We start from the raw sequence: 25,592 nt of genomic DNA, 5'->3' as shown, positions 1-25,592 counted from the left end.
CAGCCGGCGCCTCGAACCCTTAAACCAGGCTTAAGAGCCCGTTTTTTCCAGCTTCAGCGCCAGCAGGCGCCATTCGGCAGGTGTCGCGTCGACTCTTGGCTGTTCCTGTACGGAGCAGTCGAAGCGGTACGTCACATCGTCGCCATTCATGTTCCGCGCGGTGACGGTGTTGCTGAAGGTGTAGACCTGATCCTTGAAGCGTTGCGGCGTCAGGCTTTTGCTGTCGGCAAACCGGGCAGATGCGGGGAAGCGCAAGGTGCTGGTCACGAACGGGCTGCACATGACATACGCGAGCATCGACTTGTCGCCTTGCGCGTCGGCGCGCAGTTTTTTGCTCAGCGCCGTCAGGGCCTTGCGCCCCTCATCGTCACTCTGGTCGATCACGGTTTGCACCGACATCGTCTTCGGCGCGCGACTGGCGTAGTTCGGCAGCAACGCGGAATCCGCTGGAGAGGGCTTGTTGTCCGGCTCGATAGCGGCAAACACCGGCGCATCTTTCAGCGCAGCAGGACTTGCAACTGCCTCGGCTTCCGGCAGCAACGAGGTCGGTTCGGCTTGCTGCTGTGCCACGACGTTTTCAGTCTGCGCGGCTTCGTAGCGATGCGCCGACGGGAACAATGAAAAAGTGATCGCCAGCACCACCATCGAAACAATGAAACCGCCCGCGACACCGACCAGGTTGGCGTAAAACAGATTCCAGCTGCCGCGGTTTTTCACCACCCAGCGCCACATGAAACCCCAAGCCGCGACAAATGCCAGAAAACGCAAAAACTCCATTCGATCCTTTCCTTAAACCTGCAAAACCTGAATTCAGCGCTCGCAGTGCTGAGATGGGCGGCAAGATAGCAAAATAGACATCCGCTGCTACAGCAACCATCGCATTCAACGCCGGCAAAATTATTTGAGTGCAAAAAACATGAATGTTGTCAGGCCGGCCACGGTGCCGCAAAGGCCTGCCAGTAGCTGACGCGCAACAGGATGTTCGACCCGCGATCGATGGGATACCAGCATCCATACACCCACCAGCGCCGCAGCGGTTGTCAGCATCTGCAGCACTGTGCCCATTAGCCCGGGTATGGGCGGCCGGTCCGCCCCGAACAGGCGAATGTAAAACTCCGAGACCACCACGCCTACCATCATGCCGCTGGCGGCACCGAGCACATTGGCGAGGATCAGATTCCAGGCACCACGTTGCCTGACGACCCATACCCACATGGCCGCCCAGGCAAAAAACATAACGGCTATTTCCATCGCATTCTTCCTTCGGAATCGGTGTTGATCAGGCCCTTGGCAGCTTGCTCGACAGTGGACGGCAAGATAGCAAAATAGTAGCGTCGCGCCACTGACTTCATCTCCGTAATGGACTACTCATGCCTGCTCTCAAAACCTGCCGTCTGTTTTGTGCGTTCGTCCTTGCTACCACGCTGACCCCGGCATTCGCCGCCTGGAAAGAGCACCCGGAAAACAGCTGGAAGTATTACCTCGCCAATTGTCAGCGAATGCAGGAAAAAATGGCCGACGTCCAAAGCGGTCGCGTGCCCGGCGCCTTTGAGGTGACGGGCGATCTGGAGAACAGCCAGGGGAGCATGAATGAGCACCGCCCAAACCTGCCTCCCCAGTACCTCGCCTCCGGGGAATTCGCTCAATGCGAAAACGTGGCGGCCGAGGCCGATGCGATGATTGCCCGTGGCAAAGCCGAGTTCGCCGACAGAATGAACCAGGCTGCCGAGCAAGGCCGGATCGCCCACCAGAACTCCCCCGAATACCAACGTGCCCGTTCACTCGGCTACAGCGATGTCGGCGAAATCTCCTTCCTCAAACTCCACGAAGACATGGACGGCGAAGCACGCCTGAAAACCATGTTGATTACCGTCGATGAAGTCTGCGGCCAATACTTTCGTGCCACGCAATATGTGAAGCCGTATGTGATCTACACCGTTCGGCCGTCGGATGGCGGGTGTGGTGAGGAAAAGCGCGTGGCGATTGTCGGTGGCAGGTCGGTTGAGAAGGGTGATTACATCGATGAGCGGGGCGAGTTTCAGTATGTGGGCTGGAAGAAACTGGTGGGGGCGGATGGGTTTCCTACTGAGATTCGGGTGTTGAAGGCTCGGCGCTGACCGCAAAACAGTCACGCCGTCCAGTCACGTCTGGGGGAAATAATTCACCGCCAGAAACAGCAGGGTCGCCATGCCCGCGGCCAGGCCACACACCGCGCCGAGCAACTGGCGTGCAATCGGGTGTTCGGGTTGACGGCGATTGGCAATCCACAGCCATACCCCCGCCAGAACGCCCGCGCTGGTGATGAACACCACCAGACTGCGATGCAGGTTGGGTGTCGCCATCGACGTACCAATGACTGCGTCGTAAATCAGCGTGAACACAATGCCGGTAACCACGCCACTTCCGGCGCCGGCAAGGTTGGCCAGCAACAGGTTCCACTCACCCCGTTGCTTCACCACCCACAGCCAGGTTCCAGCCATCACCAGCAAACACAACACAGCATCCATTTTGGTCTATTCCCGAGTGCGCAATAACAGAGGCGAAGACAGGCCTCTAGCGAGTGGACGGCAAGATATCAAAATAGAAGCTTCGCGCCACTTTCTTCATCTGCGTAGCTTAAAGAATGTCCTTCAAATAACCCTTGAGCGCGAGGAGCGGCTGATCCAACTGCTCCAGCGACTGCGCCTGACTGAAGTCGGTCGACAACTTGTGCAGCTCCCGCCCCAACGGTTTCTCGACGCCACCCAACGCATCCATCGCCAGCGCCAGGCACTCGTTCATCTTGAACTGGATCGTCTCGACATCACCCCGGCGCACCAGCAATTCGAACACGTCTTTCTGATAGTCGCCCATGACCATGTCATCCCGCAGAATCGGGCTCAAGCCTTCTTCCTCGTACGCGAGTTTCAGGGAGAACAGGGCGACGGTTTCCAGTGACGTTTCCATGCGGTGGACCTGTGTGAGATCTCGCCGGAGGGCCGGCGGCACTTTCCGACAGACGAAAAAAAAGGCCTTGCTAAGCAAGACCTTTCTTGATTTTGGTGCCCCGAGGGAGACTCGAACTCCCACTCCTTTCGAAAACGGATTTTGAATCCGCCGCGTCTACCAATTCCGCCATCAGGGCTCAATGGCGGCGAAGTATAGAGAGGTGCCTACCGTTGGTCAATCACGTTTCATGGTCAATTTTCGATATTTCCGCTAGACTTTCCGGCCCTGCTAGACGAACCCCATCATGCGCGTTGCTGACTTTACCTTCGAGCTTCCTGATTCGCTGATTGCCCGCCATCCTTTGGCCGAGCGTCGCGGTAGTCGCCTGTTGACCCTGGATGGGGTCAGCGGCGCCCTGGCACACCGTCAATTCACTGATCTGCTGGAGCATTTGCGCCCGGGCGATCTGATGGTGTTCAACAATACCCGGGTGATTCCGGCGCGCCTGTTCGGGCAGAAGGAGTCCGGCGGCAAGCTGGAAATCCTCATCGAACGCGTGCTCGATACCCATCGCGTGCTGGCCCATGTGCGTTCCAGCAAGTCGCCGAAGCCGGGTTCGAAGATCCTGATCGACGGCGGCGGCGAAGCCGAGATGCTGGCGCGTCACGATGCGCTGTTCGAGCTGGGGTTTGCCGAAGAAGTGCTGCCGCTGCTCGATCGCGTCGGGCACATGCCGTTGCCTCCTTATATAGACCGCCCGGACGAAGGTTCGGATCGCGAGCGCTATCAGACCGTGTATGCCGAGAAACTCGGCGCGGTGGCAGCGCCGACTGCCGGGCTGCATTTCGATCAGACGCTGATGGAAGCGATCGCCGCCAAGGGTGTCGAGACGGCATTCGTCACGCTGCACGTCGGCGCTGGCACCTTCCAGCCGGTGCGCGTGGAGAAGATCGAAGATCACCACATGCACAGCGAATGGCTGGAAGTCGGTCAGGACGTGGTCGATGCAGTCGCCGCTTGCCGTGAGCGCGGCGGTCGAGTCATCGCTGTCGGCACCACCAGCGTGCGTTCGCTGGAAAGCGCCGCCCGCGATGGCGTGCTCAAGCCGTTCAGCGGCGACACCGACATCTTTATCTTCCCTGGCCGGCCGTTCCATGTGGTCGATGCCCTGGTCACCAATTTCCATTTGCCCGAATCCACGCTGTTGATGCTGGTCTCGGCATTCGCCGGTTATCCGGAAACCATGGCTGCCTACAAAGCCGCGGTCGATAACGGATACCGCTTTTTCAGCTACGGTGATGCGATGTTCATCACCCGTAATCCCGCTCCCCGCGGCCCAGAGGAATCCGTATGAGTCGCACCTGTCGTATGTCTTTCGAGTTGCTTGCCACCGATGGCAAGGCTCGTCGTGGTCGTCTGACCTTCCCTCGTGGCACCGTCGAGACCCCGGCCTTCATGCCGGTGGGCACTTACGGCACGGTCAAGGGCATGTTGCCGCGTGACATCGTCGCCACCGGCGCGGAGATCATTCTGGGCAACACCTTCCACCTGTGGCTGCGCCCGGGTACTGAAGTGATCAAGGAGCACGGCGACCTGCACGATTTCATGCAGTGGAAAGGCCCGATCCTGACCGACTCCGGCGGTTTCCAGGTGTTTAGCCTCGGCGCCATGCGCAAGATCAAGGAGGAGGGCGTGACCTTCGCCTCTCCGGTCGACGGCTCGAAAGTGTTCATGGGCCCGGAAGAGTCGATGCAGGTCCAGCGCGATCTGGGCTCGGACATCGTGATGATCTTCGACGAATGCACCCCGTACCCGGCTGACGAAGACGTCGCCCGTGTGTCCATGGAGCTGTCGCTGCGCTGGGCCCAGCGTTCGAAGAATGCCCATGGCGACAACACGGCGGCGCTGTTCGGCATCGTCCAGGGCGGCATGCACCAGGACCTGCGCATGCGCTCGCTGGAAGGCCTGGACAAGATCGGCTTCGACGGCCTGGCCATCGGCGGTCTGTCGGTGGGCGAGCCCAAGCACGAAATGATCAAGGTGCTGGACTACCTGCCCGGCATGATGCCGGCTGACAAACCTCGTTACCTTATGGGCGTTGGCAAACCGGAAGATCTGGTTGAGGGTGTGCGCCGCGGTGTGGACATGTTCGATTGCGTGATGCCAACCCGTAATGCCCGCAACGGGCATCTGTTCATTGATACAGGCGTGCTGAAGATCCGTAACGCGTTCCATCGCCATGATGATTCGCCGCTGGATCCGACCTGCGATTGCTATACCTGCCAGAACTTCTCCCGCGCTTATCTGCATCATCTGGACAAGTGCGGCGAAATGCTCGGCAGCATGCTCAATACCATCCACAATTTGCGCCATTATCAGGTGCTGATGGCTGGTTTGCGCGAGGCTATTCAACAGGGTACATTGGCCGCCTTTGTCGATGCCTTCTACGCCAAACGCGGGCTTCCCGTTCCGCCTTTGGACTGAGTTTTCTGACCCCAAGATTCAACATTTGCAACTGGAGTGCTAAATGAGCTTTTTTATCTCTAATGCCATGGCTGACGCGGCTGCACCGGCTGCAGCGCCTATGGGCGGCGGCTTTGAGTGGATTTTCCTGGTCGGCTTCCTGGTCATCTTCTACCTGATGATCTGGCGTCCACAGGCCAAGCGCGCCAAAGAGCAGAAGAACCTGCTGAGCAGCCTGCAGAAGGGCGACGAAGTGGTCACCACCGGCGGCATCGCCGGCAAGATCACCAAAGTGGCCGATGACTTCGTGGTTCTGGAAGTTTCCGACACCGTGGAAATGAAGTTCCAGAAGGGCGCCATCGCCGCCACGCTGCCAAAAGGCACGCTGAAAGCGATCTAAGGTTCCAACTTCTACTCAATCGACGGGGCGCGCAAGGCGCCCCGCGTTCATAACGGGCGGCGTGATGCTGAACAAATATCCTCTGTGGAAATACATTCTGATCCTGGCGGTGCTGGCGATCGGTCTGATTTATTCCGCTCCGAATCTATACCCCGATGACCCGGCCATTCAGATCAGCGGCGCCAGCACGGCCCTGCAGGTCAATCAGGCCGATCTGGATCGCGTGAGCACCGCGCTCAAGGAATCCGGGATCAACGTCAAGGCTTCGAGCCTGGCTGCGAACGGCAAGGGCGGTCTGATCCGTCTGACCAAGGCTGAAGACCAGCTGCCGGCCAAGGACGTTGTCCGCAAGGCATTGGGTGATGACTACGTCGTCGCGCTGAACCTGGCACAAACCACCCCGCAATGGCTGCGCAGTGTGGCCGCGCACCCGATGAAGCTGGGTCTGGACTTGTCCGGTGGTGTGCACTTCCTGCTGGAAGTGGACATGGACAAAGCCCTCGACGCCCGCCTGAAAGTCTACGAAGGCGACGTCAAGAGCCTGTTGCGCAAAGAGAAACTGCGTTATCGCAGCCTGCCGCAACTCAATGGCGCCATTCAGCTGGGCTTCAGCGATGCTGATTCCCGCGAACAGGCCCGCGCGCTGATCCGCAAGAATTTCAACGATTTCGACATTGTTCCGGCCGACCTCAACGGTCAACCGGTGCTGCGTCTGGCGATGACCCCGGCCAAGCTGGCGGAAATCCGTGAATACTCCATCAAGCAGAACTTGACCACGGTACGTAACCGCGTCAACGAGCTGGGTGTTGCCGAACCGATCGTCCAGCGTCAGGGCGCCAACCGTATCGTGGTTGAGCTGCCGGGCGTGCAGGACACTGCCGAAGCCAAGCGCATCCTCGGCAAGACGGCCAACCTGGAGTTCCGTCTGGCTGCAGAGCCGGGTGCTTCGAAAGCCACTTCCGAAACTTTCGAATTCCGCGAAGGCAATCGTCCTCCTGCCCAGATCGAGCGTGGCCTGATCATCACCGGTGACCAGGTGACTGACGCCAAGGCCGGTTTCGGCGAGCACGGCACGCCTGAAGTGAACATCCGTCTGGATGGCCACGGTGGCGAGCTGATGAGCCGCGCGACCCGCAGCAACGTCGGTCGCAGCATGGCGGTGATCTTCATCGAGCAGCGCCCGGTCACCACTTACACCAAGCAAGTGGTCGACGGCGTCGAGAAAGACGTCGCGGTGCAGACCTTCAAGGAAGAGAAGAAGATCATCAGCCTGGCGACCATTCAGTCGCCGCTGGGTGCGCAGTTCCGTATCACCGGCCTGAACGGCCAGGGCGAGTCGTCCGAACTGGCGCTGCTGCTGCGTGCCGGTGGTCTGGCTGCGCCGATGTACTTCGCTGAAGAGCGCACCATCGGCCCGAGCCTGGGTGCGGACAACATCACCAAGGGTATCGATGCATCGCTGTGGGGCATGCTGTTCGTCTCGCTGTTCATCATCGCCATCTACCGTTTCTTCGGTCTGATTGCCACCGTTGCACTGGCGGTGAACATGGTGCTGCTGCTGGCGCTGATGTCGCTGCTGGGCGCCACGCTGACCCTGCCGGGTATCGCCGGTATCGTGTTGACCATGGGTATGGCGGTCGACGCCAACGTACTGATCTTCTCGCGGATTCGTGAAGAGATCGCCGCCGGCATGACCGTGCAGCGTGCAATCAACGAAGGCTTCGGTCGGGCATTCACTGCGATTCTCGACGCCAACCTGACCACCTTGCTGGTCGGCGGCATCCTCTTCGCCATGGGCACCGGCCCGGTGAAGGGCTTCGCAGTAACCATGTCCCTCGGGGTTCTGACTTCGATGTTCACGGCCATCATGGTCACCCGCGCGATGGTCAACCTGATCTTCGGCGGTCGTGACTTCAAGAAGTTGTGGATTTAAGGGGCTGCCATGTTACGTACAATCAACTTCATGGGCGTCCGCAACTTTGCGTTCGGCGTCACCGTATTTCTGACCTTGCTGGCAATCTTCAGTGTGTTCCACAAGGGCATGAACTGGGGTCTGGACTTCACCGGCGGTACGCTCATCGAGCTGACCTACGAGCGTCCGGCCGATGTCACCAAAGTGCGCGAGCAGCTGGTTTCTTCCGGTTATCACGAAGCCGTGGTGCAGAACTTCGGCGCGACCACCGATCTGCTGGTGCGCATGCCGGGTGAAGACCCGCAGCTGGGCCATCAGGTGGCGGAGGCGCTGCAGAAGGTCGGCGGTGACAACCCGGCGACCGTCAAGCGCGTCGAGTTCGTCGGCCCGCAGGTCGGTGAAGAGCTGCGCGACCAGGGCGGCATGGGCATGCTGCTGGCGCTCGGCGGCATCCTGATCTACCTGGCTTTCCGCTTTCAGTGGAAGTTTGCGGTCGGCGCCATCGTGTCGCTGATCCACGACGTGATCGTGACCGTGGGTATCCTGTCGTTCTTCCAGATCACCTTCGACCTGACGGTGCTGGCGGCGGTACTGGCGATCATCGGTTACTCGCTCAACGACACCATCGTCGTGTTCGACCGGGTGCGTGAGAACTTCCGTGTTCTGCGTAAGGCCACGCTGATCGAGAACATCAACATCTCGACCACGCAGACCTTGCTGCGGACCATCGCGACCTCGGTTTCGACCTTGCTGGCGATCGCGGCACTGCTGTTCTTCGGCGGTGACAACCTGTACGGCTTCTCCCTGGCGCTGCTGGTGGGTGTTCTGGCGGGTACCTACTCGTCGATCTACATCGCCAACGTGGTGCTGATCTGGCTGAACCTGTCGACCGAAGACCTGATTCCCCCGGTCAACACCGAGAAGGAAGTCGACGACCGTCCATAACGGCCATCGTTTTCCCGGTTGTCAGTCAAAAAAGACGCGAGTTGAACTCGCGTCTTTTTTTTTGCTCCAAGGCTGGGTGAAGCGCGGGCGCGTCCCGCATGTGATGGTCAGGAGGTTCATGTGAACAAGTCGTTGCTGGTTGGTGCGGTATTGGGTGCTGTCGGTGTGACTGCCGGGGGTGCTGTTGCCACCTACAGCCTGGTTAAAAGCGGCCCTGAGTATGCGCAAGTGCTGGCCGTAGAACCGGTCAAAACACAGATCAAGACTCCACGTGAAGTGTGCAAGGATGTGACGGTGACCCGGCAGGCGCCGGTGAAAGATCAACACCAGATCGCCGGCACCGTGGTCGGTGCGCTGGCAGGTGGTCTGCTGGGTAACCAGATCGGCGGCGGCACCGGCAAGAAGATTGCCACGGTGGCCGGTGCGGTCGGTGGTGGTTACGCCGGTAACAAGGTTCAGGAGGGTATGCAGGAGCGTGATACCTACACCACGACCCAGACTCGCTGTAACACGGTGAATGACATCAGCGACAAGGTCGTGGGCTATGACGTCCGGTATTCGCTGGACGGCAAGGAAGGCAAGGTGCGGATGGATCGTGATCCGGGCAACCAGATCCCGGTCGACAAGGAAGGCAAGCTGATCCTGTCGCAGAACGAGCCGGGCCAGTGATTGGTTGACTGTTTATAAAAAAAGCACCCTTCGGGGTGCTTTTTCATGCCCATAAAAAAACACCCCGAAGGGTGTTTTTTTGGTTTCGCGAAACGCTTAGCGCTTCAGCGAGGCCGGCAGGTGCGGCTGGATCGCCGTCAGAACTGCCTTGAAGCATTTGGTGTTGCCGGCAACGACGTGGCCTTTTTCAAGGAAGTCGTGACCGCCGGTGAAGTCGCTCACCAGGCCGCCTGCTTCTTGAATCAGCAGGGCGCCAGCGGCCATGTCCCACTCGGACAGGCCTGATTCCCAGAACGCGTCGAAACGACCAGCAGCAACGTAAGCCAGGTCCAGGCTCGCCGAACCGGCGCGGCGGATGCCGGCAGTCTGGCCAACCAGGGCGCGGAACATGCCCAGGTAGTTGTCGAGGTTGTCCATCTGGTCGTCACGGAACGGGAAACCTGTGCCGAGCAGAGCGCCGTCCAGGCTGGTACGACCGCTGACACGCAGGCGACGACCGTTCAGTTGAGCGCCGCGACCACGGCTGGCGGTGAATTCTTCCTGGCGAACCGGATCCAGAACAACGGCGTGTTCCAGGCGACCACGGTATTTGCAGGCAATGCTGACAGCGAAGTGAGGAATGCCGCGCAGGAAGTTGGTGGTGCCGTCCAGCGGATCGATGATCCACAGGTATTCTTCGCCTTCGATGCCGGTGCCGGCGTGCAGGCCGGTCTCTTCACCCATGATCGAGTGATTCGGGTAAGCCTTGCGCAGGGCGTCGATGATTTTCTGTTCGGCGGCGCGATCGACCTCGGATACGTAATCCTTGGCGTCTTTTTCGTCGACCTTGATGGTATCCAGGCGCTCGATGGAGCGGAAGATCAGTTCACTGGCGCTGCGGGCGGCGCGCAGCGCGATATTCAGCATGGGCTGCATGGATGTGTCACCTAAGGTTGTTAAAGAAAGCCGCGCATTCTATCAGAACTTTTCTTCAGGTGAAGGTCGCTGTTCGCTTTCATAGCTTAACGGTAGGCTGTTCTGTAAGATTTGCACCCCTTTGCCGAGTCCGAGAGCGCCCGCCGTGCTGCAAAATATTCGTGTCGTCCTGGTCAACACCAGCCATCCGGGAAACATCGGCGGGACCGCGCGCGCCATGAAAAACATGGGCCTGTCGCGGTTGGTGCTGGTTGATCCGCGAGTCTTTCCGCATCACGAAGCCGATGCCCGTGCTTCCGGTGCCGGTGACATCCTTGAAAACGCGCAAGTCGTCGCCACCTTGGAAGACGCCTTGGTCGGTTGCAATCTGGTGCTCGGTACCAGTGCCCGTGACCGGCGTATTCCCTGGCCATTGCTGGATCCGCGCGAGTGCGGGACCAAAGTGGTCGAGGAGGCCGGGCAGGGCGCGGAAATTGCGCTGGTGTTCGGTCGTGAAGATTCCGGCCTGACCAACGACGAGCTGCAGCGATGTCACTATCACGTGCACATCCCCTCCGATCCTGAATTCAGCTCGCTGAACCTCGGGGCGGCGGTGCAGGTGTTGAGTTATGAAGTGCGCATGGCGTGGCTGGCTGCGCAGGGTCAGCCGACCAAGATCGAGAAGGAAGAAGTGGCCTCCGTGAAAAGCGCAGAGCTTGCGACCATGGATGAGCTGGAGCGGTTCTATGAGCACCTGGAGCAGACTCTGGTGGCCATCGAATTCCTCGATCCGGAAAAGCCGCGGCACTTGATGGCGCGCCTGCGCCGGTTGTACGGACGCAGCTCGGTCAGCCGGGCGGAAATGAATATTTTGCGTGGCATCCTCACGGAAACCCAGAAAGCGGCCCGTGGCGAGCTCCTTAAGCGGAAGGATTAATGATGTTCGAGCGTTTGCGTGAAGATATCCAGAGCGTATTCCACCGAGACCCGGCGGCGCGTAACGCTTTTGAAGTCCTGACCTGCTACCCCGGCATGCATGCAATCTGGATTCATCGACTGGCCGGCATGCTTTGGCGCAACGATCTGAAATGGCTGGCGCGGCTGGTGTCGAACTTCGGTCGCTGGCTCACCGGGATCGAGATCCATCCGGGTGCCAAGGTCGGTCGACGCTTCTTCATCGACCATGGCATGGGCATCGTGATCGGCGAAACCGCTGAAATCGGCGATGACGTGACGATCTATCAGGGCGTGACCCTGGGTGGTACCAGCTGGAACAAGGGCAAGCGTCACCCGACCCTCGGCGATGGCGTTGTGGTGGGGGCGGGTGCGAAGGTGCTCGGTCCGTTCACTGTGGGTGCCGGCGCCAAGGTTGGTTCCAATGCCGTGGTCACCAAGGAAGTGCCTCCGGGCGCTACCGTGGTGGGAATTCCGGGCCGGATCATCGTCAAGTCCGATGATGAGGCGGACGCCAAGCGCAAGGCGATGGCCGAGAAGATCGGCTTCGATGCCTACGGTGTCAGTGAAGATATGCCTGATCCGGTGGCGCGCGCCATCGGCCAGTTGCTCGATCACCTGCAAGCGGTGGACGGGCGTCTGGAAGGAATGTGCGGCGCGCTGAAGGATCTGGGCAGCAATTACTGTGCGAAAGATCTGCCCGAGCTGCGTGAAGAAGACTTCGCCTGCGTCAAGGGCAAGGACGAATCCAAGCTCCACTGACGCACTTGCAGGGCTGCTGCCGACCGGTGTGCCATTAGGCCGCAGACCCTGCTATCATTCGCGCGCTCTTTTGCGGGTAAACCCGACTAAAGCACTAGGTCTTATAGTTGACTTAAATGCTCGGGAATTGCATACTCCCGCCCATTCCGAACTCCGTGGTAATTGTCCATGCGACTGACTACAAAAGGCCGATACGCCGTGACCGCCATGCTTGACCTGGCGTTGCACGCGCAACACGGGCCGGTGTCCCTGGCCGATATCTCCGAGCGCCAAGGCATCTCCCTGTCCTATCTCGAACAGCTTTTCGCCAAGCTGCGCCGCAGTAACCTGGTTTCCAGTGTTCGCGGTCCGGGCGGTGGCTACCAGTTGTCCCGCGACATGCAGGGCATCCAGGTGGCTCAGGTGATCGATGCGGTGAACGAATCGGTCGATGCAACAAAATGCCAGGGCCAGGGCGACTGCCACTCCGGTGACACCTGCCTGACCCATCACCTGTGGTGCGACCTGAGCCTGCAGATTCACGAATTTCTCAGCGGTATCAGCTTGGCCGACCTCGTAACTCGCCGTGAGGTGCAGGAAGTGGCCCAGCGTCAGGATCAGCGTCGTTGCAATGGCAAGGCGCCGCGCCTGGACAAGATTGAAGCGTCCGCCGTCGAATGACAGCCAGAGAGCTAGCGGCACGCCAGCCAGCCTGATTTAGGAGATAGTCCATGAAATTGCCGATTTACCTTGATTACTCTGCGACCACCCCGGTCGATCCGCGCGTTGCGCAAAAAATGAGTGAATGCCTGTTGGTCGACGGAAACTTCGGTAACCCGGCGTCCCGTTCCCACGTGTTCGGCTGGAAAGCCGAAGAGTCCGTCGAAAATGCCCGTCGTCAGGTGGCCGATCTGGTCAACGCCGACCCGCGTGAAATCGTCTGGACCTCCGGTGCCACCGAGTCCGACAACCTGGCAATCAAGGGTGCGGCACATTTCTACGCCTCCAAGGGCAAGCACCTGATCACCTCCAAGATCGAACACAAGGCTGTCCTCGACACCATGCGCCAGCTGGAGCGTGAAGGTTTCGAAGTCACCTACCTCGATCCGACCGAAGATGGCCTGATCACCCCGGCCATGATCGAAGCCGCGCTGCGCGAAGACACCATCCTGGTGTCGGTAATGCACGTGAACAACGAAATCGGTACCGTCAACGACATCGCCGCCATCGGCGAGCTGCTTCGTTCGAAGGGCATTCTGTTCCACGTCGACGCCGCTCAGTCCACCGGCAAGGTCGAAATCGACCTGCAGAAACTGAAAGTCGACATGATGTCGTTCTCCGCCCACAAGACCTACGGCCCTAAAGGTATCGGCGCGCTGTACGTCAGCCGCAAGCCGCGTGTGCGCATCGAAGCGACCATGCACGGCGGCGGTCACGAGCGCGGCATGCGTTCCGGCACCCTGGCGACTCACCAGATCGTCGGCATGGGCGAAGCGTTCCGTGTGGCCAAGGAAGACATGGCTGCCGAAAACGTCCGCATCAAGGCGTTGAGCGACCGTTTCTACAAGCAGGTCGAGCACCTGGAAGAGCTGTACGTCAACGGCAGCCTGACCGCCCGCGTTCCGCACAACCTGAACCTGAGCTTCAACTACGTTGAAGGCGAGTCGCTGATCATGGCGCTCAAGGATCTGGCGGTTTCGTCCGGTTCGGCCTGCACCTCGGCGTCGCTTGAGCCTTCGTACGTACTGCGCGCCCTGGGCCGCAACGACGAACTGGCACACAGCTCGATCCGTTTCACCTTCGGCCGTTTCACCACCGAAGAAGAAATCGACTACGCCGCGCAGAAAGTCTGCGAGGCCGTTACCAAGCTGCGCGCTCTGTCGCCGCTGTGGGACATGTACAAAGACGGCGTCGATATCTCGAAGATCGAGTGGGCGGCACACTAAATATAGAAGCCGCCGGATACAGATCCTGTAGCGACGCGGCGGTTTACGCAGCGCAGTTGCAGGGTCTCAAGAGCGGCCCTGATGAGTGAGGATTGAGAATCATGGCTTACAGCGAAAAGGTCATCGACCACTACGAAAACCCGCGCAACGTCGGCAAGATGAACGCGGAAGATCCTGATGTCGGCACCGGCATGGTCGGCGCTCCGGCGTGCGGCGACGTGATGCGTCTGCAAATCAAGGTCAACGATCAGGGCGTTATCGAAGACGCCAAGTTCAAGACCTACGGCTGCGGTTCGGCTATCGCCTCCAGCTCCCTCGCTACCGAGTGGATGAAGGGCAAGACCCTGGACGAAGCTGAAACCATCAAGAACACTCAGCTGGCCGAAGAACTGGCCCTGCCGCCAGTGAAAATCCACTGCTCGGTTCTCGCTGAAGACGCCATCAAGGCCGCCGTTCGCGATTACAAGCAGAAGAAAGGCTTGATCTAAGCATTGGGCGACGAGTAAGGAGTCAACGATGGCTATCAGCATGACAGAAGCGGCTGCTCGACACGTGCGACGCTCCCTCGACGGGCGCGGCAAGGGTGAAGGGATTCGTCTGGGTGTTCGCACCACGGGCTGTTCCGGCCTTGCCTACGTGCTGGAGTTTGTCGACGAGGTGGTTGCAGAAGATCAGGTGTTCGAGAGTCACGGCGAGAAAGTGATCATCGACCCGAAGAGCCTGGCCTACCTCGACGGCACCGAGCTCGATTTCGTCAAGGAAGGGTTGAACGAAGGCTTCAAGTTCAACAACCCCAACGTACGCGGTGAATGTGGCTGCGGCGAAAGCTTCAACATCTGAGGCTTGTCGTGGGTATTCCTTGTCATTTCGCTTTATTCGAGCTGCAACCGGGCTTTCGTCTGGATCTCGAGCAGTTGGCCACGCGCTATCGCGAGCTGGCGCGCGGCGTTCATCCTGACCGCTTTGCCGATGCTTCCGAGCGCGAGCAGCGGTCGGCGCTCGAACAGTCTGCGCGGCTCAACGATGCCTACCAGACGCTCAAGAGTCCGGCCCAGCGTGCACGTTACCTGCTGACCATCAGCGGGCATGAAGTGCCGATGGAAGTCACCGTCCACGATCCCGAGTTTCTTTTGCAGCAGATGCAATGGCGCGAAGAGCTCGAAGATCTGCAGGACAGTGCCGATCTGGACGGTGTCGCGGCCTTCAAGCGTCGCCTGAAAACCGCCCAGGAAGAGCTCAACGAAAGCTTCGCAGCCTGTTGGGATGATGCAGCGCAGCGCGAACAGGCCGAACGCCTGATGCGGCGCATGCAGTTCCTCGACAAGCTCACCTACGAAGTGCGCCAGTTAGAAGAGCGCCTCGACGATTAACCCAGTGCCGCTCCGGTCGCACGCCTGATATACAGATAAGTCCTGATCACGATGGCCCTACTGCAGATCGCCGAACCCGGCCAAAGTCCTCAACCGCACCAGCGTCGTCTGGCTGTGGGGATCGACTTGGGCACTACCAATTCGCTGGTCGCTGCGTTGCGCAGTGGTCTTTCCGAGCCGCTGGCCGACGCCGAAGGGCGGGTCATCCTGCCTTCCGCCGTGCGTTATCACGCCGATCGCGTCGAAGTCGGCGAGTCAGCCAAACTGGCTGCGTCCTCCGATCCCTTGAACACCGTGCTGTCGGTCAAGCGCCTGATGGGTCGTGGTCTGTCCGACGTCAAGCAATTGGGCGATCAGTTGCCGTACCGCTTTGTCGGCGGCGAATCGCACATGCCGTTCATCGACACCGTGCAGGGCCCGAAAAGCCCGGTCGAAGTCTCCGCCGATATCCTGAAAGTATTGCGTCAGCGCGCTGAAGCCACTCTTGGCGGTGAGCTGGTGGGCGCGGTGATCACCGTTCCGGCGTATTTCGACGATGCTCAGCGCCAAGCCACCAAGGACGCGGCGAAACTCGCCGGTCTGAACGTGTTGCGTCTGCTCAACGAGCCGACCGCCGCAGCGGTGGCATACGGTCTGGATCAACATGCCGAAGGCCTGGTCGCGATTTACGACCTGGGTGGCGGCACCTTCGATATTTCGATTCTGCGCCTCATTGGCGGTGTCTTCGAAGTGCTGGCCACTGGCGGCGACAGCGCGCTGGGCGGCGATGACTTCGATCACGCGATTGCCGGCTGGATTATCGAGAGCGCCGGTTTGTCCGCCGACCTCGATCCGGGCGCACAGCGCAGCCTGCTGCAAACCGCCTGCGCAGCCAAAGAAGCCCTTACAGATGCAGACAGTGTTGAAGTTGCCTACGGCGACTGGAAAGCACAGCTGACCCGCGAAGCCTTCGATGCGCTGATCGAGCCAATGGTCGCCCGCAGCCTGAAAGCCTGCCGCCGCGCCGTCCGCGATTCCGGCGTCGAGCTGGAAGGCGTGCACGCCGTGGTCATGGTTGGTGGTTCGACCCGCGTTCCACGTGTTCGCGAAGCCGTCGCCGAAGCCTTCGGCCGTCAGCCGCTGACCGAAATCGACCCGGATCAAGTCGTGGCCATTGGTGCCGCGATCCAGGCCGATACGCTGGCCGGCAACAAGCGCGATGGCGGCGAACTGCTGCTGCTCGACGTGATCCCGCTGTCCCTGGGGCTGGAAACCATGGGCGGCCTGATGGAGAAGGTGATTCCGCGCAACACCACCATCCCCGTCGCTCGCGCTCAAGACTTCACCACTTATAAAGACGGCCAGTCGGCCATGGCGATCCACGTGTTGCAGGGCGAGCGTGAGCTGATCAGCGATTGCCGCTCTCTGGCTCGCTTCGAATTGCGCGGCATCCCGGCAATGGTGGCCGGTGCGGCGAAAATTCGCGTGACCTTCCAGGTCGATGCCGACGGTCTGCTCAGCGTCTCTGCCCGTGAGCTGGGTTCGGGCGTTGAAGCCAGCATCCAGGTCAAGCCGTCCTATGGCCTGACCGATGGCGAAATCGCCAAGATGCTGAAAGATTCGTTCCAGCACGCCAATGACGACAAGGTCGCCCGTGTTCTTCGCGAGCAGCAAGTCGATGCGCAGCGCCTGATCGAAGCGGTGCAGGGCGCTCTCGAGGCGGATGGCGAGCGTTTGCTCGACGCCGAAGAGCGCATGGTCATCGATCTGCAGGTGCAGGAACTGACCGAACTGATGAAAGGCACCGATGGTTACGCCATCGAGCAGCAGACCAAGCGTCTGTCGCAAGTGACCGATGCTTTTGCAGCCCGTCGTATGGATCAGACGGTGAAAGCCGCTCTGTCGGGGCGCAATCTGAATGAAATCGAGGATATCTGATGCCGCAGGTCATTTTTCTGCCCCACGAGAAGTTCTGCCCTGAAGGCATGGTCGTTGACGCTGCGCCTGGCACGTCGATCCTCGAACTGGCTCACGAACACCACATCGAGATGGAAAGCGCCTGCGGCGGCGTCTGCGCCTGCACCACTTGTCACTGCATCATTCGCGAGGGTTTTGACTCGCTGGAAGAAGCCGACGAGTTGGAGGAAGATTTCCTTGATCGTGCCTGGGGTCTGGAAGCCCAGTCGCGCCTGGCTTGTCAGGCGATCGTCGGTGAAGAAGACATCACCGTCGAAATTCCGAAATATTCGCTTAACCATGCGGCCGAAGCGCCGCACTGACTGGTAAGACTGTCATGAGCTACGGTTGGAATGATGTTCAACGTATTGCAGAAGAGCTGGCCGAAGCCAAGCCGGATGTCGATCCGCTTTCTGTCAATTTCGTCGACTTGCAGCGATGGATCATGGAACTTCCCGACTTTGATAACACCTCTGGCCGTGTTGGCGAGAAGGTGTTGGAAGCGGTTCAGGCCCTCTGGATCGAAGAAGTAGACTGATCGTCCTCGCAGGTTAGGCAATACCCAAGAACCCGCGTATAATTCGCGGGTTTAATTTTTCGCAAATTACCGTTTCTGGAGTTACACCATGGCTGTTCAACGTACTTTCTCCATCATCAAGCCTGACGCCGTTGCTAAAAACGTGATCGGCGAGATCACCACTCGTTTCGAAAAAGCCGGCCTGCGCGTTGTAGCTTCGAAACTGAAGCAACTGTCCAAAGCCGAAGCCGAAGGCTTCTACGCTGAGCACAGCGCTCGTGGCTTCTTCGGCGACCTGGTTGCCTTCATGATCTCCGGTCCTGTTGTTGTTCAGGTTCTGGAAGGCGAAAACGCTATTGCTCTGAACCGTGAGCTGATGGGCGCTACCAACCCTAAAGAAGCTGCTGCCGGCACCATCCGTGCTGACTTCGCTGATTCCATCGACGCCAACGCTGTACACGGTTCGGACTCCGAAGCCGCTGCTGCTCGTGAAATCTCGTACTTCTTCGCAGCTACTGAAGTAACCACTCGCTAAGCATTGGCTTAAGAGTGAAGGTGAATCCATGACTACATCGACTGTTAAAACCAACCTGCTGGGTCTGACCCAGCCGGAAATGGAAAAATTCTTCGACTCAATCGGGGAGAAGCGTTTCCGTGCCGGTCAGGTAATGAAATGGATTCACCACTTTGGCGTCGATGATTTCGACGCCATGACGAACGTCAGCAAGGCCTTGCGCGAAAAGCTCAAGGCTGTTGCTGAGGTCCGTGGTCCCGAAGTGGTCAGCGAGGACATTTCCAGCGACGGCACCCGCAAATGGGTGGTGCGCGTGGCGTCCGGCAGCTGCGTCGAGACCGTTTACATTCCCCAGGGCAAACGCGGCACTCTGTGCGTTTCGTCCCAGGCAGGCTGTGCCCTGGACTGCAGTTTCTGCTCCACCGGCAAGCAAGGCTTCAATAGCAACCTCACCGCCGCCGAAGTCATCGGCCAAGTGTGGATTGCCAACAAATCCTTCGGCAGTGTTCCGGCTACCATCGACCGCGCCATCACCAACGTGGTGATGATGGGCATGGGCGAACCGCTGCTGAACTTCGACAACGTCGTTGCCGCCATGCATCTGATGATGGATGACCTGGGCTACGGGATCTCCAAGCGCCGCGTGACCCTGTCCACGTCGGGTGTGGTGCCGATGATCGATGAGCTGGCCAAGCACATCGACGTATCCCTGGCGTTGTCCCTGCACGCACCGAATGACGCATTGCGTAACCAATTGGTGCCGATCAACAAGAAATATCCGCTTAAGATGCTGCTCGAGTCGTGCCAGCGCTACATGTCCGAACTGGGCGAGAAGCGCGTGCTGACCATCGAGTACACCTTGCTCAAGGACGTCAACGACAAGCTTGAGCACGCTGTGGAAATGATCGAGTTGCTGAAGAACATTCCGTGCAAGATCAACCTGATTCCGTTCAACCCGTTCCCGCATTCCGGGTACGAGCGGCCGAGCAACAACGCCATCCGCCGGTTCCAGGATCAGCTTCACCAGGCCGGTTTCAACGTCACCGTGCGCACCACCCGTGGTGAAGACATCGACGCGGCTTGTGGTCAATTGGTAGGGCAGGTGCTGGATCGCACCCGTCGCAGCGAACGTTACATCGCCGTGCGTGAGTTGAGCGCCGACAGCGATCTGGCACAGAACGCCGCGAACACTAACTAAGAGAGGATCTCTATGTCCCTGCGCTTTGCGCTGCTGTTGCTGTTGGCCAGCCTGTGTGCTGGTTGTGTCCTGTCGGGCGATTACAACCCGATGAAGACCAGCAAGGGCCGTGACGAAGCGCGGGCTGCCTACGTGCAGCTGGGGCTGGGATACTTGCAGCAGGGCATGACCGAGCGGGCCAAGGTTCCACTGAAGAAGGCGCTGGAACTGGACGGTTCGGATCCCGACGCCAATGCCGCGCTGGGGCTGGTATTCCAGGCCGAAATGGAACCTGCGCTTGCTGACGAACACTTCCGCAAAGCCTTGTCCTCCCGTCCCGCCGATGCGCGCATCCTCAACAACTACGGCAGTTTTCTCTACGAAGAACAGCGTTACAAGGAAGCCTACGAGCGTTTTGAACAGGCGGCCGCCGATACCCTGTATCCTGAGCGTTCGCGGGTGTTCGAGAACCTCGGCATGACGGCGGCGAAGCTCGGGCAGCGTGATCTGGCGCAGCAGCAGCTGGAAAAGGCGCTGCGTTTGAACCGTCAGCAGCCACGGGCATTGCTGGAAATGGCTGAGTTGTCATTCGAAGACAGGCATTATGTGCCCGCGCGTGACTATTACGACCGTTTCAGCCAGCTCTCCGAGCAAAATGCACGTAGTCTGTTGCTCGCCGTTCGGTTGGCAAAAGTATTTGAAGATCGCGACAAGGCCGCCAGTGCGGGCCTGCAATTAAAACGACTCTATCCCGGTACGCCGGAATATCAGCAATACCTGTCGGAGCAATGATGAAAGCGGCGCATCCCGAAGTTGTAGCAGCGAATCGCGTTAACCCCGGTGAGACCCTGCGCCAGGCCCGCGAAAGCAATGGCTGGTCGCTGGCCGAAGTGGCCCTCAAGCTCAACCTCACCGTGACTTCCCTGAGCAATCTTGAAGCCGGCGCATTCGACAAGTTGCCCGGGCATACCTTCGCTCGCGGCTACATTCGCGCCTATGCCAAATTGCTCGGCATGGACCAGACTGTTCTGGTCCAGCAATTCGACCAGTCCACCGGCACCGATTCCCAGGGCAGCAACGTCCACGCACTGGGCCGTATCGAAGAGCCGGTACGGGTTTCCCACACCATTTTGCGTATCGTCAGCCTGTTGCTGCTGATTGCGGTCATCGGCGGCGGTTTCGTCTGGTGGCAGGATCAGACCTCGCTGCGTACCAAGGACCTGATCGGCCTGGCGCCGGAGCATGTCGAAGTCGAAGGCGCCGACGGCACCACCCAGATTCATCCGCTGGACGAGCCGGAAGACCAGGCCGTCGCGGAAGGCGAAGCCGAGGGCTCGACCGCTCTGGCGCTGCCTCAATCGGAAACCACGGCTGAATCGACCGGCGCCGAGACCGAGGCCGCCGCTCCTGCGACCGCACCGGTTGCTCCGGCACCTGCTGCGCCAGCCGCTACTCCGGTTGCACCGGCTCATACGCCAGCGCCTGTGGTGGCTGCTCCTGCGAATCCGGCGCCTGCCGCTCCGGCCACACCTGCACCGACCGTCACTGCCCCGGCAGCCCCGGTCGTCGCTGCACCCGCGCCGACAGCGCCAGTTGCTCCGGCCGCAGGTCAAGGCCAGGTTCAGGTGCAGTTCATCGCCGATTGCTGGACTCAAGTGACCGATGGCAGCGGCAAAGTGCTGTACAGCGGCCTCAAGCGTAAGGGCGACAGCCTGTCTGTCGTCGGCAAGCCTCCGTTTGCCGTGCGTCTGGGCGTTGCCCGTGGCGCGCAGGTCAGCTACAACGGCCAGCCGGTCGATGTCGCTCCGTTCACCAGTGGCGAGACCGCTCGCCTGAAGTTGGGTCAATAAGTCATGCACGGCGAATCTCCAATCAAACGTCGCGAATCGCGCAAGATCTGGGTCGGTAACGTGCCCGTGGGCGGCGATGCCCCTATCGCTGTGCAGAGCATGACCAACAGCGACACCAATGACGTCGCTGCCACCGTCGCACAGATCAACCGTCTGGAAGCCGCCGGCGTCGACATCGTCCGCGTGTCGGTACCGGACATGGACGCCGCCGAGGCGTTCGGCAAGATTAAGCAACTGGTCAAGGTGCCGTTGGTTGCCGACATCCATTTCGACTACAAGATCGCTTTGCGCGTGGCCGAACTGGGTGTGGACTGCCTGCGCATCAACCCGGGCAACATCGGTCGCGAAGACCGCGTGCGTGCGGTGGTCGATGCCGCCCGTGACCGCGGGATCCCGATCCGCATCGGCGTCAACGCCGGTTCCCTGGAAAAAGACTTGCAAAAGAAATACGGCGAGCCGACCCCGGCCGCGCTGGTCGAGTCCGCCCTGCGTCACGTCGAACACCTCGAACGCCTGAATTTCCAGGACTTCAAGGTCAGCGTGAAGGCTTCCGACGTGTTCATGGCCGTTGAAGCCTACCGTCTGCTGGCCAAGGAAATCGTCCAGCCGCTGCACCTGGGCATCACCGAAGCCGGCGGATTGCGCTCCGGTACAGTGAAATCCGCCGTGGGCCTAGGTATGCTGCTCGCCGAGGGGATTGGCGATACTATCCGCATCTCGCTGGCGGCCGACCCGGTCGAGGAAGTGAAGGTCGGTTACGACATTCTCAAGTCTTTGCATCTGCGTTCCCGTGGCATCAACTTCATCGCCTGCCCGAGCTGCTCGCGGCAGAACTTCGATGTGGTCAAGACCATGAACGAGCTGGAAGGGCGCCTTGAAGACCTGCTGGTGCCGCTGGATGTTGCGGTGATCGGTTGCGTGGTCAACGGCCCCGGCGAAGCCAAGGAAGCCCATATCGGCTTGACCGGCGGCACGCCAAACCTGATTTACATCGACGGCAAGCCGTCGCAGAAACTGACGAATGACAATCTGGTGGACGAGCTGGAAAAGCTGATCCGCGAGAAAGCGGCCGAGAAGGTCGAAGCTGACGCAGCGGTTATCGCGCGCGGCTGATCGAACGAATTAAGGAATTTCTGTGAGCAAGTCTCTGCAAGCCATTCGTGGCATGAACGACATCCTGCCGGAACAGACGCCGGTTTGGCGTTATTTCGAAGGCACCGTTTCGCGTCTGCTGGATAACTACGGTTACAAGCAGATCCGCATGCCGATCGTCGAGTTTACCGAGCTGTTCAAGCGCTCGATCGGTGAAGTGACCGACATCGTCGAAAAAGAGATGTACACCTTCGAAGACCGCAACGGCGACTCCCTGACCCTGCGTCCGGAAGGCACGGCCGCGTGCGTGCGTGCAGTGCTCGAGCACGGCATCACCGGCGGTGGCCAGGTGCAGAAACTCTGGTACATCGGCCCGATGTTCCGTCACGAGCGTCCGCAGAAAGGCCGTTATCGCCAGTTCCACCAGATCGGTCTGGAGGTGTTCAACCTCGACGGTCCGGACATCGACGCCGAACTGATCGTGCTGACCTGGCGCCTGTGGGGCGAGCTGGGCATCCGCGATGCGGTCAAGCTTGAGCTCAACAGCCTCGGCACCAGCGAGTCCCGCGGCCGTTATCGTGAAGCGCTGGTCGAGTACCTCTCGGCGCACCACGACAAACTGGACGAAGACAGCCAGCGTCGCCTGAAAACCAACCCGCTGCGCGTGCTCGACACCAAAAATGCCGACACCCAGGCCGTGCTGGTCGATGCGCCGAAAATGGCCGACTACCTGGATGACGAATCCCGTGCCCACTTCGAAGGCCTGAAGGCCCGTCTGGATGCCGTCGGCATTCCTTACGTGCTGAACCCGAAGCTGGTGCGTGGTCTGGATTACTACAGCAAAACCGTATTCGAATGGGTCACCGACAAGCTCGGCGCCCAGGGCACTGTCTGCGCGGGTGGGCGCTATGACGGTCTGGTCGAGCAGATGGGCGGCAAGCCGACCCCGGGCGTCGGTTTCGCCATGGGCATCGAGCGTCTGGTGCTGCTGCTGGAAACCCTGGAGCAGATCCCGGAAGAAATCTCCCGTCAGGTCGACGTCTATCTCTGCGCCTTCGGCGAAGAAGCAGAGCTGGCCGGTCTGGCCCTGGCCGAGCGTGTACGCGACCAACTGCCCAACCTGCGCCTGCAAGTCAATGCCGGCGCCGGCAGCTTCAAGAGCCAGTTCAAGAAAGCCGACAAGAGCGGTGCGCTGTACGCACTGATCCTCGGTGACGACGAAATGGCCCAGCAAGTGGTAGGTTTCAAACCCCTGCGTGGCCAGGGCGAACAACAAAGCATTGCCTGGGATGCGCTCGCTGCACACCTGGCCACCTGCGTTGTGCAGGGTTGAAGCTGTCTAAACAGCCGATTTAGCGATTAAGGAGTATTGGGGTGTCGAGTACCGAAGACGAACAGTTGGCGGATTTGAAGGACTGGTGGACACGCAACGGCAAACCTCTGGTCACCGGCGGCCTGTTGGCGCTGGTCATCGTGTTCGGCTGGCAGGCTTTTCACAAGTATCAGAGCAACCAGTCGCAAGGCGCCTCGGTGCTCTATCAGCAATTGCTGGAAACCACGCTGACCCCGGACGGCAAGCCTGACGCCGCGCGCGTTGCGGATCTGGCCGGCAAGCTCAACAGCGAATTCGGCGGTTCTGCCTACGCGCAGTACGGCAGTCTGTTCGTGGCCAAGGTAGCGGTCGACAGCGGCAAGCTGGACGACGCGGCGACCGAACTCAAGGCCATCGTTGCCAAACCGGCCAACCCGGCGCTGGGCGAAATCGCCCGTCAGCGTCTGGCGCAGGTACTGGGTGCACAGAACAAGGCCGATGAAGCCCTGAAACTGCTCGAAGGCGATGCCGACAAGTCGTTCCTGGCCACTCGCGAAGAACTCAAGGGCGACCTGCTGGTACAGCTGGGCCGTACCGACGAAGCGAACGCGGCGTATCAAAAAGCCAAGGCGGCACTGTCGGATGAAGCGGCGGTCGGTGGCCTTCAAATCAAGCTGGACGACCTGGCCAAAGGGGATGCGTGACGTGATCCGTTGGAAGCATGCAGCATTGCTGGCTCTGGCCATTCTGGCCGCGGGTTGCAGCAGCAACAGCAAAAAAGAACTGCCACCGGCCGAGCTGACCGACTTCAAAGAAGAAGTGGTCCTGCAAAAGCAGTGGAGCCGTTCGATCGGTGACGGTCAGGGCGAAACGTACAACATGCTGGTGCCGGCGATCGACGGTGACACCATCTACGCAGCCGACGTGACCGGTATCGTGATGGGCCTGGATCGCGGCAATGGCGACGTGAAATGGAAGAAAGACCTTGAACTGCCTGTGTCCGGCGCCGTTGGCGTGGGTTACGGTCTGGTCATGGTCGGTACCCTGCGCGGTGAAGTCGTTGCCCTCGACGCCATCAACGGTGAAGAGAAGTGGCGCTCGCGCGTCAACAGCGAAGTCCTCGCGCCACCGGCCAACAACGGTGACGTGGTGGTGGTACAGACCCAGGACGATCGTCTGATCGGTCTGGACGCGTCCACCGGCAACCAGCGTTGGGTGTATGACAGCACTCCGGCCGTACTGACCCTGCGCGGCACCAGCGCACCGATCGTCACCAACCGCCTCGCGGTGGCTGGCCTGTCGACCGGTAAAGTGGTCGCTCTCGACATTTCCAACGGCGTGCCGGTCTGGGAACAGCGGATCGCGATTCCACAAGGTCGTTCGGAACTGGAGCGCGTGGTCGACATCGACGGCGGTCTGCTGCTGTCCGGCGGTACCTTGTACGTCGCCAGCTATCAGGGTCGCGTTGCGGCACTGGATCTGGAAAGCGGCCGTCAACTCTGGCAGCGCGACGCGTCGAGCTACGCCGGTGTTGCCCAGGGTTTCGGCAACGTCTACGTAAGCCTGTCGTCGGGCACCGTTGAAGGCGTCGACGAGCGTTCCACCACAGCACTGTGGAGCAACGACTCGCTGGCCCGTCGTCAACTGTCGGCGCCGGAAGTGTTCTCCAGCTACGTTGCAGTTGGTGACCTGGAAGGTTACCTGCACCTGCTGAGTCAGGTGGACGGTCGTTTCGTCGGCCGCGAGCGCATCGACAGCGACGGCCTGCGTGCCCGTCCGCTGGTGGTGGGCGACACGATTTATGTGTATGGCAACAGCGGCAAACTGGAAGCCCTGACCATCAAGTAACAACTATGCTTGGGGTTAACTCCCCAGGCGGCCTTGCTTCTGCAGGGTTTGCAGCACCCACGGGTGTTGCCCCGAGCACCAGCCGCTGCCTCGCAGCGGCTTTTGTATTTTCTGAAATAACGAAG

Annotated in this window: 30 protein-coding genes and 1 tRNA gene; 25 read left to right on the top strand and 6 right to left on the bottom strand. The window is 60.0% G+C overall.

Going from position 1 to position 25,592, the window contains the following annotated elements; genetic code table 11:
* Nucleotides 1-30: 30 nt before the first annotated feature.
* Nucleotides 31-777, bottom strand: a complete 747-nt coding sequence (locus tag ABTV87_RS23900; protein ID WP_258712282.1) for a hypothetical protein — start codon at nucleotides 775-777, stop codon at nucleotides 31-33.
* Nucleotides 778-897: 120 nt separating this feature from the next.
* Nucleotides 898-1,251, bottom strand: coding sequence for a hypothetical protein (locus tag ABTV87_RS23895; RefSeq protein WP_221535347.1), 354 nt, complete (start codon nucleotides 1,249-1,251; stop codon nucleotides 898-900).
* A gap of 119 nt (nucleotides 1,252-1,370) precedes the next feature.
* Between ABTV87_RS23895 and ABTV87_RS23890 the strand changes: the two genes are divergently transcribed.
* On the top strand, nucleotides 1,371-2,117 hold the full coding sequence (locus tag ABTV87_RS23890) for a hypothetical protein (protein WP_433898470.1): 747 nt from the start codon (nucleotides 1,371-1,373) through the stop codon (nucleotides 2,115-2,117).
* 24 nt (nucleotides 2,118-2,141) lie between these two features.
* Here ABTV87_RS23890 and ABTV87_RS23885 read toward each other — a convergent pair whose 3' ends face one another.
* The 3 genes from ABTV87_RS23885 to ABTV87_RS23875 all read right to left on the bottom strand — a co-directional run bounded on the left by ABTV87_RS23885 (nucleotide 2,142) and on the right by ABTV87_RS23875 (nucleotide 3,124).
* A complete protein-coding gene (locus ABTV87_RS23885) occupies nucleotides 2,142-2,507 on the bottom strand; it encodes a hypothetical protein (protein WP_085606877.1) in 366 nt (121 codons plus the stop codon).
* A 109-nt stretch (nucleotides 2,508-2,616) separates the two neighbouring features.
* Complete coding sequence (locus tag ABTV87_RS23880; protein ID WP_007956700.1) at nucleotides 2,617-2,946, bottom strand: hypothetical protein; 330 nt, start codon at nucleotides 2,944-2,946, stop codon at nucleotides 2,617-2,619.
* A 93-nt stretch (nucleotides 2,947-3,039) separates the two neighbouring features.
* Nucleotides 3,040-3,124: transfer RNA gene (locus ABTV87_RS23875), tRNA-Leu, on the bottom strand.
* A 108-nt stretch (nucleotides 3,125-3,232) separates the two neighbouring features.
* Here ABTV87_RS23875 and queA point away from each other — a divergent pair.
* The 6 genes from queA to ABTV87_RS23845 all read left to right on the top strand — a co-directional run bounded on the left by queA (nucleotide 3,233) and on the right by ABTV87_RS23845 (nucleotide 9,317).
* Entirely contained in the window at nucleotides 3,233-4,282 is a 1,050-nt protein-coding gene (gene queA / locus ABTV87_RS23870; protein ID WP_007956699.1) for a tRNA preQ1(34) S-adenosylmethionine ribosyltransferase-isomerase QueA, read from the top strand.
* A gap of 14 nt (nucleotides 4,283-4,296) precedes the next feature.
* Entirely contained in the window at nucleotides 4,297-5,412 is a 1,116-nt protein-coding gene (gene tgt / locus ABTV87_RS23865; RefSeq protein WP_161794909.1) for a tRNA guanosine(34) transglycosylase Tgt, read from the top strand.
* A gap of 43 nt (nucleotides 5,413-5,455) precedes the next feature.
* Complete coding sequence (gene yajC, locus ABTV87_RS23860) at nucleotides 5,456-5,791, top strand: preprotein translocase subunit YajC (RefSeq protein WP_007956696.1); 336 nt, start codon at nucleotides 5,456-5,458, stop codon at nucleotides 5,789-5,791.
* A 64-nt stretch (nucleotides 5,792-5,855) separates the two neighbouring features.
* Nucleotides 5,856-7,724 (top strand): protein translocase subunit SecD, encoded by a 1,869-nt coding sequence (secD, locus tag ABTV87_RS23855; RefSeq protein WP_039765691.1) that lies wholly within the window; start codon nucleotides 5,856-5,858, stop codon nucleotides 7,722-7,724.
* Nucleotides 7,725-7,733: 9 nt separating this feature from the next.
* Nucleotides 7,734-8,648 carry a protein translocase subunit SecF gene (gene secF, locus ABTV87_RS23850; RefSeq protein WP_007956694.1) on the top strand — a complete coding sequence of 305 codons (915 nt, stop codon included), beginning with the start codon at nucleotides 7,734-7,736 and terminating at the stop codon, nucleotides 8,646-8,648.
* Nucleotides 8,649-8,768: 120 nt separating this feature from the next.
* Nucleotides 8,769-9,317, top strand: coding sequence for a glycine zipper 2TM domain-containing protein (locus ABTV87_RS23845; RefSeq protein ID WP_007956693.1), 549 nt, complete (start codon nucleotides 8,769-8,771; stop codon nucleotides 9,315-9,317).
* 96 nt (nucleotides 9,318-9,413) lie between these two features.
* Here ABTV87_RS23845 and suhB read toward each other — a convergent pair whose 3' ends face one another.
* Nucleotides 9,414-10,232: a type III secretion system regulator SuhB gene (gene suhB / locus ABTV87_RS23840; RefSeq protein ID WP_007941397.1), complete on the bottom strand. Its 819-nt coding sequence runs from the start codon at nucleotides 10,230-10,232 to the stop codon at nucleotides 9,414-9,416.
* A gap of 145 nt (nucleotides 10,233-10,377) precedes the next feature.
* On the opposite strand from suhB, the gene trmJ reads away from it, so the two are divergent.
* The 18 genes from trmJ to bamB all read left to right on the top strand — a co-directional run bounded on the left by trmJ (nucleotide 10,378) and on the right by bamB (nucleotide 25,467).
* The gene (trmJ, locus tag ABTV87_RS23835) at nucleotides 10,378-11,148 is read left to right on the top strand and encodes a tRNA (cytosine(32)/uridine(32)-2'-O)-methyltransferase TrmJ (RefSeq protein ID WP_007956692.1); all 771 of its coding nucleotides are present in this window, start codon (nucleotides 10,378-10,380) and stop codon (nucleotides 11,146-11,148) included.
* Nucleotides 11,149-11,150: 2 nt separating this feature from the next.
* The gene (gene cysE, locus ABTV87_RS23830; RefSeq protein ID WP_007956691.1) at nucleotides 11,151-11,927 is read left to right on the top strand and encodes a serine O-acetyltransferase; all 777 of its coding nucleotides are present in this window, start codon (nucleotides 11,151-11,153) and stop codon (nucleotides 11,925-11,927) included.
* A 168-nt stretch (nucleotides 11,928-12,095) separates the two neighbouring features.
* Nucleotides 12,096-12,587, top strand: a complete 492-nt coding sequence (iscR, locus tag ABTV87_RS23825; protein ID WP_007956690.1) for a Fe-S cluster assembly transcriptional regulator IscR — start codon at nucleotides 12,096-12,098, stop codon at nucleotides 12,585-12,587.
* A 50-nt stretch (nucleotides 12,588-12,637) separates the two neighbouring features.
* The gene (locus ABTV87_RS23820; protein ID WP_007956689.1) at nucleotides 12,638-13,852 is read left to right on the top strand and encodes an IscS subfamily cysteine desulfurase; all 1,215 of its coding nucleotides are present in this window, start codon (nucleotides 12,638-12,640) and stop codon (nucleotides 13,850-13,852) included.
* 101 nt (nucleotides 13,853-13,953) lie between these two features.
* On the top strand, nucleotides 13,954-14,340 hold the full coding sequence (gene iscU / locus ABTV87_RS23815; protein WP_003227907.1) for a Fe-S cluster assembly scaffold IscU: 387 nt from the start codon (nucleotides 13,954-13,956) through the stop codon (nucleotides 14,338-14,340).
* Nucleotides 14,341-14,368: 28 nt separating this feature from the next.
* Nucleotides 14,369-14,692 (top strand): iron-sulfur cluster assembly protein IscA, encoded by a 324-nt coding sequence (gene iscA / locus ABTV87_RS23810; RefSeq protein ID WP_003227904.1) that lies wholly within the window; start codon nucleotides 14,369-14,371, stop codon nucleotides 14,690-14,692.
* An 8-nt stretch (nucleotides 14,693-14,700) separates the two neighbouring features.
* Nucleotides 14,701-15,222, top strand: a complete 522-nt coding sequence (gene hscB, locus ABTV87_RS23805) for a co-chaperone HscB (RefSeq protein ID WP_007956687.1) — start codon at nucleotides 14,701-14,703, stop codon at nucleotides 15,220-15,222.
* A 51-nt stretch (nucleotides 15,223-15,273) separates the two neighbouring features.
* Entirely contained in the window at nucleotides 15,274-17,139 is a 1,866-nt protein-coding gene (gene hscA, locus ABTV87_RS23800) for a Fe-S protein assembly chaperone HscA (protein ID WP_433898469.1), read from the top strand.
* Nucleotides 17,139-17,480, top strand: a complete 342-nt coding sequence (gene fdx / locus ABTV87_RS23795) for an ISC system 2Fe-2S type ferredoxin (protein WP_007956685.1) — start codon at nucleotides 17,139-17,141, stop codon at nucleotides 17,478-17,480. The genes hscA and fdx overlap by 1 nt, the downstream gene beginning before the upstream one ends.
* Before the next feature lie 14 nt (nucleotides 17,481-17,494).
* On the top strand, nucleotides 17,495-17,695 hold the full coding sequence (gene iscX / locus ABTV87_RS23790; RefSeq protein WP_027619659.1) for a Fe-S cluster assembly protein IscX: 201 nt from the start codon (nucleotides 17,495-17,497) through the stop codon (nucleotides 17,693-17,695).
* A gap of 88 nt (nucleotides 17,696-17,783) precedes the next feature.
* Complete coding sequence (ndk, locus tag ABTV87_RS23785) at nucleotides 17,784-18,209, top strand: nucleoside-diphosphate kinase (RefSeq protein ID WP_007916882.1); 426 nt, start codon at nucleotides 17,784-17,786, stop codon at nucleotides 18,207-18,209.
* A gap of 28 nt (nucleotides 18,210-18,237) precedes the next feature.
* Nucleotides 18,238-19,386, top strand: coding sequence for a 23S rRNA (adenine(2503)-C(2))-methyltransferase RlmN (gene rlmN / locus ABTV87_RS23780; protein ID WP_007956683.1), 1,149 nt, complete (start codon nucleotides 18,238-18,240; stop codon nucleotides 19,384-19,386).
* 12 nt (nucleotides 19,387-19,398) lie between these two features.
* On the top strand, nucleotides 19,399-20,157 hold the full coding sequence (pilW, locus tag ABTV87_RS23775) for a type IV pilus biogenesis/stability protein PilW (protein WP_007956682.1): 759 nt from the start codon (nucleotides 19,399-19,401) through the stop codon (nucleotides 20,155-20,157).
* Complete coding sequence (locus ABTV87_RS23770; protein ID WP_433898468.1) at nucleotides 20,157-21,215, top strand: RodZ domain-containing protein; 1,059 nt, start codon at nucleotides 20,157-20,159, stop codon at nucleotides 21,213-21,215. Before pilW ends, ABTV87_RS23770 begins: the two co-directional genes overlap by 1 nt.
* Before the next feature lie 3 nt (nucleotides 21,216-21,218).
* Nucleotides 21,219-22,328 carry a flavodoxin-dependent (E)-4-hydroxy-3-methylbut-2-enyl-diphosphate synthase gene (gene ispG, locus ABTV87_RS23765; protein ID WP_007956680.1) on the top strand — a complete coding sequence of 370 codons (1,110 nt, stop codon included), beginning with the start codon at nucleotides 21,219-21,221 and terminating at the stop codon, nucleotides 22,326-22,328.
* A 22-nt stretch (nucleotides 22,329-22,350) separates the two neighbouring features.
* Nucleotides 22,351-23,640 (top strand): histidine--tRNA ligase, encoded by a 1,290-nt coding sequence (gene hisS / locus ABTV87_RS23760; RefSeq protein WP_085606838.1) that lies wholly within the window; start codon nucleotides 22,351-22,353, stop codon nucleotides 23,638-23,640.
* Between the two features lie 41 nt (nucleotides 23,641-23,681).
* Entirely contained in the window at nucleotides 23,682-24,323 is a 642-nt protein-coding gene (locus ABTV87_RS23755) for a tetratricopeptide repeat protein (RefSeq protein ID WP_007956678.1), read from the top strand.
* Complete coding sequence (gene bamB, locus ABTV87_RS23750) at nucleotides 24,316-25,467, top strand: outer membrane protein assembly factor BamB (RefSeq protein WP_433898467.1); 1,152 nt, start codon at nucleotides 24,316-24,318, stop codon at nucleotides 25,465-25,467. Before ABTV87_RS23755 ends, bamB begins: the two co-directional genes overlap by 8 nt.
* Nucleotides 25,468-25,592 lie beyond the last annotated feature (125 nt).

It is taken from the genome of Pseudomonas sp. PSE1(2024) (assembly GCF_050990555.1).
Lineage (GTDB): Bacteria > Pseudomonadota > Gammaproteobacteria > Pseudomonadales > Pseudomonadaceae > Aquipseudomonas > Aquipseudomonas aphyarum.
This window is presented reverse-complemented; position numbering and strand designations above follow the sequence as displayed.

What these genes read in the sequence shown, in the direction of transcription:
- pilW (WP_007956682.1), top strand. Translation starts at nt 19,399, where the DNA reads ATGTCCCTGCGCTTTGCGCTGCTGTTGCTGTTGGCCAGCCTGTGTGCT.
- ABTV87_RS23885 (WP_085606877.1), bottom strand. Translation starts at nt 2,507, where the DNA reads ATGGATGCTGTGTTGTGTTTGCTGGTGATGGCTGGAACCTGGCTGTGG.
- ndk (WP_007916882.1), top strand. Translation starts at nt 17,784, where the DNA reads ATGGCTGTTCAACGTACTTTCTCCATCATCAAGCCTGACGCCGTTGCT.
- ispG (WP_007956680.1), top strand. Translation starts at nt 21,219, where the DNA reads ATGCACGGCGAATCTCCAATCAAACGTCGCGAATCGCGCAAGATCTGG.
- iscA (WP_003227904.1), top strand. Translation starts at nt 14,369, where the DNA reads ATGGCTATCAGCATGACAGAAGCGGCTGCTCGACACGTGCGACGCTCC.
- ABTV87_RS23895 (WP_221535347.1), bottom strand. Translation starts at nt 1,251, where the DNA reads ATGGAAATAGCCGTTATGTTTTTTGCCTGGGCGGCCATGTGGGTATGG.
- ABTV87_RS23770 (WP_433898468.1), top strand. Translation starts at nt 20,157, where the DNA reads ATGAAAGCGGCGCATCCCGAAGTTGTAGCAGCGAATCGCGTTAACCCC.
- ABTV87_RS23880 (WP_007956700.1), bottom strand. Translation starts at nt 2,946, where the DNA reads ATGGAAACGTCACTGGAAACCGTCGCCCTGTTCTCCCTGAAACTCGCG.
- ABTV87_RS23820 (WP_007956689.1), top strand. Translation starts at nt 12,638, where the DNA reads ATGAAATTGCCGATTTACCTTGATTACTCTGCGACCACCCCGGTCGAT.
- secD (WP_039765691.1), top strand. Translation starts at nt 5,856, where the DNA reads ATGCTGAACAAATATCCTCTGTGGAAATACATTCTGATCCTGGCGGTG.
- yajC (WP_007956696.1), top strand. Translation starts at nt 5,456, where the DNA reads ATGAGCTTTTTTATCTCTAATGCCATGGCTGACGCGGCTGCACCGGCT.
- iscX (WP_027619659.1), top strand. Translation starts at nt 17,495, where the DNA reads ATGAGCTACGGTTGGAATGATGTTCAACGTATTGCAGAAGAGCTGGCC.
- ABTV87_RS23900 (WP_258712282.1), bottom strand. Translation starts at nt 777, where the DNA reads ATGGAGTTTTTGCGTTTTCTGGCATTTGTCGCGGCTTGGGGTTTCATG.
- cysE (WP_007956691.1), top strand. Translation starts at nt 11,151, where the DNA reads ATGTTCGAGCGTTTGCGTGAAGATATCCAGAGCGTATTCCACCGAGAC.
- queA (WP_007956699.1), top strand. Translation starts at nt 3,233, where the DNA reads ATGCGCGTTGCTGACTTTACCTTCGAGCTTCCTGATTCGCTGATTGCC.
- fdx (WP_007956685.1), top strand. Translation starts at nt 17,139, where the DNA reads ATGCCGCAGGTCATTTTTCTGCCCCACGAGAAGTTCTGCCCTGAAGGC.
- bamB (WP_433898467.1), top strand. Translation starts at nt 24,316, where the DNA reads ATGCGTGACGTGATCCGTTGGAAGCATGCAGCATTGCTGGCTCTGGCC.
- secF (WP_007956694.1), top strand. Translation starts at nt 7,734, where the DNA reads ATGTTACGTACAATCAACTTCATGGGCGTCCGCAACTTTGCGTTCGGC.
- ABTV87_RS23890 (WP_433898470.1), top strand. Translation starts at nt 1,371, where the DNA reads ATGCCTGCTCTCAAAACCTGCCGTCTGTTTTGTGCGTTCGTCCTTGCT.
- hscA (WP_433898469.1), top strand. Translation starts at nt 15,274, where the DNA reads ATGGCCCTACTGCAGATCGCCGAACCCGGCCAAAGTCCTCAACCGCAC.
- suhB (WP_007941397.1), bottom strand. Translation starts at nt 10,232, where the DNA reads ATGCAGCCCATGCTGAATATCGCGCTGCGCGCCGCCCGCAGCGCCAGT.
- iscU (WP_003227907.1), top strand. Translation starts at nt 13,954, where the DNA reads ATGGCTTACAGCGAAAAGGTCATCGACCACTACGAAAACCCGCGCAAC.
- rlmN (WP_007956683.1), top strand. Translation starts at nt 18,238, where the DNA reads ATGACTACATCGACTGTTAAAACCAACCTGCTGGGTCTGACCCAGCCG.
- iscR (WP_007956690.1), top strand. Translation starts at nt 12,096, where the DNA reads ATGCGACTGACTACAAAAGGCCGATACGCCGTGACCGCCATGCTTGAC.
- tgt (WP_161794909.1), top strand. Translation starts at nt 4,297, where the DNA reads ATGTCTTTCGAGTTGCTTGCCACCGATGGCAAGGCTCGTCGTGGTCGT.